General features: G+C 50.3%; 9 protein-coding genes. 5 read left to right on the top strand and 4 right to left on the bottom strand.

Annotated elements, in window-relative coordinates; all coding sequences use genetic code 11:
- Positions 1-264: 264 nt before the first annotated feature.
- Together AC52PS_RS06225 and AC52PS_RS06220 are read right to left on the bottom strand one after the other, a co-directional pair.
- A complete protein-coding gene (locus AC52PS_RS06225) occupies positions 265-720 on the bottom strand; it encodes a hypothetical protein (protein ID WP_495562182.1) in 456 nt (151 codons plus the stop codon).
- A 45-nt stretch (positions 721-765) separates the two neighbouring features.
- On the bottom strand, positions 766-1,143 hold the full coding sequence (locus AC52PS_RS06220; RefSeq protein WP_495562181.1) for a hypothetical protein: 378 nt from the start codon (positions 1,141-1,143) through the stop codon (positions 766-768).
- 145 nt (positions 1,144-1,288) lie between these two features.
- Between AC52PS_RS06220 and AC52PS_RS06215 the strand changes: the two genes are divergently transcribed.
- From AC52PS_RS06215 to AC52PS_RS06200, 4 genes are all read left to right on the top strand, one after another.
- A complete protein-coding gene (locus AC52PS_RS06215; protein WP_495562180.1) occupies positions 1,289-2,137 on the top strand; it encodes an ABC transporter ATP-binding protein in 849 nt (282 codons plus the stop codon).
- On the top strand, positions 2,134-2,775 hold the full coding sequence (locus AC52PS_RS06210) for an ABC-2 transporter permease (RefSeq protein ID WP_495562179.1): 642 nt from the start codon (positions 2,134-2,136) through the stop codon (positions 2,773-2,775). Before AC52PS_RS06215 ends, AC52PS_RS06210 begins: the two co-directional genes overlap by 4 nt.
- Positions 2,775-3,152, top strand: a complete 378-nt coding sequence (locus AC52PS_RS06205) for a GntR family transcriptional regulator (RefSeq protein WP_495562178.1) — start codon at positions 2,775-2,777, stop codon at positions 3,150-3,152. The genes AC52PS_RS06210 and AC52PS_RS06205 overlap by 1 nt, the downstream gene beginning before the upstream one ends.
- Before the next feature lie 637 nt (positions 3,153-3,789).
- Positions 3,790-5,064: an acetyl-CoA C-acetyltransferase gene (locus AC52PS_RS06200; RefSeq protein WP_495562177.1), complete on the top strand. Its 1,275-nt coding sequence runs from the start codon at positions 3,790-3,792 to the stop codon at positions 5,062-5,064.
- 99 nt (positions 5,065-5,163) lie between these two features.
- Here the strand turns inward: AC52PS_RS06200 and AC52PS_RS06195 are convergent, their stop codons facing one another.
- Positions 5,164-5,748 carry a TetR/AcrR family transcriptional regulator gene (locus tag AC52PS_RS06195; RefSeq protein ID WP_495562176.1) on the bottom strand — a complete coding sequence of 195 codons (585 nt, stop codon included), beginning with the start codon at positions 5,746-5,748 and terminating at the stop codon, positions 5,164-5,166.
- A gap of 173 nt (positions 5,749-5,921) precedes the next feature.
- Between AC52PS_RS06195 and AC52PS_RS06190 the strand changes: the two genes are divergently transcribed.
- Positions 5,922-6,893 (top strand): NAD-dependent epimerase/dehydratase family protein, encoded by a 972-nt coding sequence (locus AC52PS_RS06190; RefSeq protein WP_495562175.1) that lies wholly within the window; start codon positions 5,922-5,924, stop codon positions 6,891-6,893.
- On the opposite strand, the gene AC52PS_RS06185 is transcribed toward AC52PS_RS06190, so the two are convergent.
- Positions 6,884-7,783 (bottom strand): glycerophosphoryl diester phosphodiesterase membrane domain-containing protein, encoded by a 900-nt coding sequence (locus tag AC52PS_RS06185; RefSeq protein WP_495562174.1) that lies wholly within the window; start codon positions 7,781-7,783, stop codon positions 6,884-6,886. The genes AC52PS_RS06190 and AC52PS_RS06185 overlap by 10 nt on opposite strands.
- Between the last annotated feature and the right edge of the window lie 63 nt (positions 7,784-7,846).

Below are 7,846 nucleotides of genomic sequence, written 5' to 3'. Positions count from 1 at the left end.
AGTATGCTTCGTTAGTCATGAGGTCTCCTATGGTTTTTCGTCGAACTCATGAAGACCGATTGGCTAACTTTTTTCAATCCCCCTTCTCAGAAGAATCACTTTTACAGACAGAATCTTACACTACCGCAATTTTACCGTTGGTTCTATGCCGCCCGGGCGGAACTCCATGCTAAGGTTGGAGACCGGAAGAGTGCGGCCCGCGATTTAAAGATATCCCTCTCGCTTTCCGGCAATCCTGGTGAGAAACGATTTTTCAATCGGCGCTTAAGCGATATGACGGGAGAGCAACAAGAATAGCGCCAGTAAATTATGCAGCCTCTGTGGAATATCTATCCGGCTATCATCGAATCCAATCTTTACGAGCTTCTGAAGGTGGATGATCTTTCGGTAAATATTGGTTACCAGTTTCTCGGTATCCCAGCCTTCGTAACGCTTGAATCGTTTCAAATCAGCCGTCGTTTCGACAGACACATTTTTTCTCTGAAGTTTGCTGAAACGGTAATTGGTTCCATATATGTTCTGAAATTTATCCGTTTCGAGCTCGGGGATGAGCCTTTTTGCGTCGAGTTTCGCCTTTCGATATTCTTCCAGCAACTCAATATTTTGTCTAACTTCCAGTAAAAACGACCGCTCCAAACCCTTTGTCGATCTTGCCAAAGAACCCAAGGTTCGCAAGGCGGTGGACACGGTACCGATGCCGGCGAAAACGATGTCAATCATAATTAATATGTTACTGAAAATCTGCTAGTTGGAACAGTCGCTCACTCAGTCGGGTGCTGTCGCGGAATCCTGATTTCCCGATCTCGATTTGATGATTGTTGACCGGATTTTCAAGAGGGTGAAGGTGATCGGAAAGGCGAAACTGCCGGCGGAATATGAGACGTAAAACCCCGACTGATAGTCGATGGTCCCGCCGAAAAAACTGATGGAAATGAATATCATATTTGTCACGAACGAAACGAGGTATGCCAGACCCAATGCTTTGAGCGCGATATCCCGCAGCTCGGGAGTAAACGGCTGGGTGAAATAGTAAAAATATGCTCCATAGGCAAGGTAGGGAAACGCAGCATCGGACTGAGTAAAACCAAGTAATCCAACGAACCCGACCAAGCCCAGAAAACCGAGGGGATTAATGCTCTTCATGTTCGGCAAATATAATAATGATACATAAGAAACTGCAAGCTTTTCTCGGATGTCAGGAAAACTCAATTTATCAGCATATTGAGCTTGAATCATATGTTATTAGTGTGTATGTTAAGTATACACACTACGACCAATAGGAGCAACTATGGATTCTCTGGTAGTTACGGATCTGCGGAAAGAGTACCCGGCGTTTACCCTCGATTCGGTTTCATTCCGAATCCCCACCGGTTACATCATGGGCTTCGTCGGTGAGAACGGGGCGGGAAAAACGACGACCATCAAGTCGATTCTCAACGTCATCAATCGAGACGGTGGAACGGTCAGCATATTCGGGAAAGACTTTGATGAAAATGAGCTCGATATTAAAAGCGACATTGGCTACGTATCGGGTGAAATGTTCTATCCGAAGAAGAAATTGAAGGATATCACCAGGGTATATCGACGCTTTTTCTCCCGATGGGATCACGAAATCTATAAGAACTATCTGGAGAAATTCAATCTCGATGAAACCAAGCGCTTGGACCAGCTCTCGAAAGGGATGGGAATGAAATATTCCCTCGCCCTGGCTCTTTCCCATCACGCCCGGCTGTTGATCTTGGATGAGCCGACTTCGGGGCTGGATCCCGTAGCCCGGGATACGCTTCTCGAAATATTCCAATCGTTGGTTGCCGAATCCGAAGTCAGTATCCTTTATTCGACTCACATTACCGGCGATCTTGAAAAATGCGCTGACTACATCACGTTCATTCAGAACGGGTGTATTATCGAGAGCGCCCAGAAAGACGATCTATTGGATGCCTACCGCCTGGTGAACGGAAGCATGGATCAGCTTCAGGATATTCACGAACGACTGATCGCCCATAAGAGCAATGCGTTCGGCTTCACCGGGCTTATGAAGACCGCGGAACTATCGTCCGTCGACGTCATAAACACCGGCAAACCGAGCATCGACGATATCATTATATTCTTCGCCGAACGGGGGAACATACGATGAGAGATTTGCTGTATAAAGAGCTGACTTTGAGCATCCATCCGTTTTTCAGCTGGATGCTGCCTCTGCTGTTATCTTTGCTGTTCTTCATTCCGAATTGGATTTTTAGTATCGTATTCCTGTATTTTCTCTGGATATCGGTACCGCAGATTTTTCAAGGGTACACGGCTCAGCTGGATCAGGCCTTCCTTTCGACCCTTCCGATTTCAAAGAAGTCCATCGTCCATTCGAAAATCCTGGCCTTCCTGATCTTGGAGATGACGCACATAGCATTCGGGGCGATAACTGCGTGGATCCACGTTATACTCTACGGCAGCGGTAATTTCGTGATGGATGTAAATCCGGCATTCTTTGGGGCGGTATTCATCATATTCGCGAGTTTCAATTTGGTATTCCTTCCCGGATATTTCCGGACCGCCTACCGTTACGGCGTCCCATTGATTCTCGGGGTCATCGTTTCCCTCGGGATTGCGACGTTTTTCGAATTGGGAACCGTAACCATGCCCTGGCTCGGGGGCATCATGAAAAGCCGATCATCAGGTGCTCAATTAGGCGTCCTGCTGGCCGGAGCCTTTGTGTTCGTCGTATCGAACCTTGCGGCAGCCCGATTGTCCTACGCGAACTACCGGAGAATCAGCTGATGCTCAACGTACAGATCCGGTATCAATCGAATAAGGCGATATACCAGCAGCTCTACGATCAGATCGCATCCCAAATCATCGCGGGCAGCCTGGAAGCGAACGGCTCGCTTCCATCAATCAGGATAAGCGCGAAAGAGCTGCGGGTAAGCGTCATCACGGTCAAAAAGGCCTGGGAGATGCTTGAACGAAACGGTCTGATTTACACGGTGACCGGCAAGGGATCGTTCGTGAAGCCCATCGATCGCGCCACCGTGGAGTGCGTCAGACAGGATTCAATCGAAGACGAATTGCGGAGCATCATCGCCCTGGCGAAACAACTGGGATTATCCCGGGATGAGTTACTCGGCATCGCCTCGAAACTGTACGACGGCGATTGAACGGGACTTGGACGGTATTATCGTTTATGTGGATCGTTCGGGCCTGGAACCGGATAGAACTCGTAAAACCATTTAATCCAACAAACGCAGTTGCTTCCGGGCGAGAAGGTTAATGAAAGCCATATAGTTTCCACAGAATGCTATGCCGCAGCCTCATACATTATGAGTATAGGGTCTGTGTTTGGCAGCAACGCCGCTGAGTATAGGAATATGGAACCAGATTTTTTAAATGGCCACGATTTGTAGAAATCATCATTCTTTGATTGTAAGAGGATTATGATGTCGATCCGTTATCCGGCAATTTTCAGAATTCAATTTTAAAAGATGTTCATGAGTCCGAATAGGGCGTCGGAAAGAATATTCTGCCCTTTGTCGGTTCATTATGGACTTTCTTCAGAGAGACTGCAGGCCGATATTGCGTCAAACAGTCTCTTGACTGTGCTCATGTAAACAGTTTTCATCATATGTTCAGCCCCCTGCTCTCAGTATCGTCGTTCAAAAAAAAGGTCGTCAAGTGGAGAGATACCTGATAAAATCACTTGTCTATTGAACGGTCATTCAATAATTTTGGCCCCAAGACCCCCGTGGAATACCTTTTCGGGGAATTATTTATTTTGTGTATCATAAGGAGCGAAGTGTGAAATCAAGAAATGTGGTTATTGTTGGAGGATCCCGAATTCCGTTCAGCAGGTCGTTTACCGATTATTTTGGGAAGACGAATCATGAACTTGCGGTTCCTCCCCTGAAAAGTCTGGTGGACACGTACAACCTGAAGGGTGAGCGAATCGGTGAAGTGGTGATGGGTGCGGTGATCGGCCACAGCGATGAAATTGCCATTGCCCGGGAAGCGGCCCTGGACAGCGGTCTGGATCCCCATACACCGGCCTACGATGTGCGGCAGGCCTGCGGTACCAGCCTGGAGGGGGTGATTGCCGTAGCCAACAAGATCGCCCTCGGGCAGATTGATGTGGGAATTGCAGGAGGTGTGGATACCAACAGCGACATTCCCGTTGAGTTCACCCGGAAGTTTACACACTACCTTATGCGGCTGAATGCAGCAAAAGGCGGCTGGAAGCGGTTCACACAGGCCTTGAAATTCCGGCTTGGTATGCTGAAACCCCGGATTCCTGCGGTTGTTGAGCGGCGGACCGGCAAGCGCATGGGGGACCATGCGGAAATGATGGCCAAGGATTGGAAGCTGAAACGGGAAGATCAGGACAAGCTGGCGGTGGAAAGCCATCATAAGGCGGCGAAGGCGTATGAGGAGGGGTTTTTCGAAGATCTGGTTATCCCCTTTGAAGGGCTGGACCGGGATACCTTTCTGCGCCCGAAAACCAGCGTCGAGAAGATATCCACGCTGAAGCCCGCCTTCGACCGGGAAAATGGAACCCTTACCGCAGCCAACTCCTCTCCCCTGAGCGACGGTGCCGCAGCAGTGCTTCTGGCCAGTGAGGAGGAAGCGAAAAAACGGGGCTGGCCTATCCTGGCCAAAATTGTGGATGCCCAGACGGCTGCCGTAGATTTTGTGGACGGGGAAGGGTTGCTTATCGCGCCAACCTATGCGGTGAGTGAAATGCTTCAACGCAATAAAATGAAGCTTCAGGATTTTGATTTCTATGAAATTCATGAAGCCTTTGCCGCCCAGGTGTTGGCCACCCTCAATGCCTGGGAAAGCGATGAGTATTGTAAGGAAAAGCTCGGGCTGGATAAACCATTGGGGAGTATCGACCGGAGCAAACTGAATGTTCACGGTTCAAGCATTGCCTTGGGGCATCCCTACGCCGCAACCGGAGCGAGGATTACTGCAACCCTGGGTAAGCTCCTCAGCGGGACCAAGGGCAAGAAAGGGCTCATAAGCATTTGTACCGCCGGCGGCATGGGGGTTACCGCAATTCTGGAAAGTCCCGAATAAGGCTTCCCGAGCTTACGCGGACCGCCGCTTGGGGCGGCCGCTTTGGAAAGCTTCCCTGGAACGGCCTCGCATACCGGCGGTTTGGGAATTACACCCCCGTCAGCGGATTTCCGGGGTGTGGACAAACTCCTGCCAATTGGACCAGTCCACACCCACTTCCGGGGGTATTAAATCGTCCATGAGTACCGTTGCCCATCCGTGCATCGATGCATAGAGGGAGAGCACAAGAGGGCGGGGATCCTGATCAGGATCTGATAACAGAGACCTGCTCATCCGTATAAGGGAAGAAAACGCCCGTTCTGCATTTGCCCGGCACCGCTGGGAGTGAAGACTGTTACCCAAGCGTGAGAACATCAGCCGGTACAGCTCAGGGCGGGAGCGGGCAAACTCTCCGTATAACTCATACATTCTGCCGATTCGGTCCCTTCCTTCCAGGGCAAGCACCTCTTCTTCCCGTTCCTCCAGCATATCTGCAAACAGCTCATATCCTTCAGCGGCCAATGCGGCCAGAAGATCCCGTTTCGTGGAAAAGTGACGGTAGGGGGCTGTCTTGGAGACACCCAGCTGTTCGGCCAGGGCACGGAGACTGAGTTCATCCAGCCCGAGCTTCTCCAGCTCTTCCAGGGCGACAGCGATAAGTGATTTCCGAAGGTTTCCATGATGATACGCAGTTTTACCGGACATGGCTTATCATATCCTGAACCGTAAAATATCGCAATAATTAATGTTATCGATGCCAACAATGTTGACAGTGCCAACAAATTGGCGTATATTCTTGAGTGTTGGCGGTGCCAACAATGTCCGGGCATCTGCAAGCAGCGGAATCCCTGAGCATTCCCGATAAAAAGGAGCCTTTTATGCAGTTGGAAGTGATTTCCGGAACCGGACCGGTAGGTCTGCATACAGCGTCCAATCTATTGGCCGAAGGATACCGGGTGCGCCTGGTGAACCGCAGCGGCAGCCTGAATGATCTGCGAAGATCCATTCTTGCCGAATTTGATCCCGCCTCATACGAGATTCGAAAAGCCGATGGGCGAAACATCGATGAGGTGCTCGCGGCAGCGGAAGGCGCAGCAACCATCTATCATTGCGTGAACCCCCTATACCACCAATGGGTGGAGGTTCTGCCCCAGGTTCAATCCAACATGATTGAGGCAGCCGTTCATAATGATGCGGTACTGGCTGTGTCGGAAAATTTGTATATGTATGAACGGGGAGTTGAACGTATCGATCTTGATACAGCCGTGAATCCGCCCAGCCGAAAAGGGAGGATCAGGCAGGAACTCCATGAAGGGTTGGTTGACGCAGGCCGGGAGAAGGGCCTGAAGTGGACAAGTATCCGGGCGTCAGACTTTTACGGGCCCGGCAGCACCGACCAGTCGATGTTCGGAACCACGTATTTCCTGGATCCTCTCTATGGGAAAAAAGCCATGCTGATGCCCGGAAATCCGGATATCGCCCACTGCTACAGCTATGTGGGGGATTTCGGGAGAGCGCTGGCCACAGCGGCCCATGATCCGGAGGCTCTGGGTCACGCCTGGATAATCGGGGGGACCCGGGGAATGAGCGACCGGGATCTTGCGAATGTGTTCCTGGAGGAAAGCGGACGCTCAGGGAAGCTGCGGCGTTTGCCGGGCTGGATCATCCGGCTGATGGGTCTGGGTAATCCGGTAATGAAGGAACTTGTTGAGATGTTGTATCAGAAGGAAGAACCCTATGAAGTTTCGGGCAGGCATTTCGAACAAAAGTTCGGGTTTACTCTCACCGAACCCCGCCAAGCCGTGAGGGAGACCGTGAAGTGGTATGAAACGATGAGCTTTCAGGGCTGAAGACTTTGAGTTCCGGCTTCAGAGTTCCTGCGAGAGTTTTCAAGATAAAGCAACACAGCGGAGATAATCGGTACCGGACTGAAAATAGTCAGAACCAGCAGCATGGCAGCCATGCCAAACCCGGCGGCGGTCCGAAACTGTGCGGGCGCACCTCCATCGGCCAGGCTGTTACCCGGCAGGTACAGGAGAACGCTGATTGCGATGATTAAGCCCACCATAAGGATCATCACTGTCATTATTGCGAATACTGAGATTATCTTCCAACGGTTTCCACGGCTCATGGTCCAGCTTCTTTTTACCGAGCTCCATACACCCTTTCGTTCGACTATTATCAGAATCAGGGTAAAAATAAGTCCTGACCGCACATATAGTTCAATAGCCGTGTTCACCAGCACCAGAAGAATGGTAGCCGGATCGGTGAAATATGCTTTCGCATTTGGAGAGCCTGATTCGATGATATTCTCCAGGGGTATGGTAGCCAGGTTGATGAAGAATCCTGCGAGGAGCAGTGCAGCGATGTATTTTCCGACTATCGGTTTGTATTCCACGGTAAAATGGACGGGAGGTGCTTTCCCGTTGAACAGGATCCGGTTGCGAACCCAGCTGACCATTGCGATGTGATATGCGGCATACAGAGTAAAGTAAAGAATGATTCCCGTAAGATACAAGGCGATACGCCATTGCTCCGGAAGCACCGGTGACAGTGGAGGAGCGGAAGCATTGGGGCCAAAAAACAGCCGGATGAGTAACATTCCATAGAGCACGGGTATGGTAAGTGTTACACATACGAGCTTCATTAACGGGGCGAAATTGAAAAAATAGATTTCAAAGCTTTGTCCGATAACGGCCAGGGGCCGGGTGCTTGGAATCTGGGATCTCAGCGCATTCAATAGGCATCCTGATTATAAAACATATTATAACTCTATTAATTCCACGTATTGGAAGTAAGGTCA

This window comes from Salinispira sp. (genome assembly GCF_059431795.1).
This window is presented reverse-complemented; position numbering and strand designations above follow the sequence as displayed.

Excerpts from the sequence above, each read along its gene's own strand:
- AC52PS_RS06215 (WP_495562180.1), top strand. The coding sequence starts at position 1,289 with ATGGATTCTCTGGTAGTTACGGATCTGCGGAAAGAGTACCCGGCGTTT.
- AC52PS_RS06205 (WP_495562178.1), top strand. The coding sequence starts at position 2,775 with ATGCTCAACGTACAGATCCGGTATCAATCGAATAAGGCGATATACCAG.
- AC52PS_RS06210 (WP_495562179.1), top strand. The coding sequence starts at position 2,134 with ATGAGAGATTTGCTGTATAAAGAGCTGACTTTGAGCATCCATCCGTTT.
- AC52PS_RS06220 (WP_495562181.1), bottom strand. The coding sequence starts at position 1,143 with ATGAAGAGCATTAATCCCCTCGGTTTTCTGGGCTTGGTCGGGTTCGTT.
- AC52PS_RS06225 (WP_495562182.1), bottom strand. The coding sequence starts at position 720 with ATGATTGACATCGTTTTCGCCGGCATCGGTACCGTGTCCACCGCCTTG.
- AC52PS_RS06195 (WP_495562176.1), bottom strand. The coding sequence starts at position 5,748 with ATGTCCGGTAAAACTGCGTATCATCATGGAAACCTTCGGAAATCACTT.
- AC52PS_RS06190 (WP_495562175.1), top strand. The coding sequence starts at position 5,922 with ATGCAGTTGGAAGTGATTTCCGGAACCGGACCGGTAGGTCTGCATACA.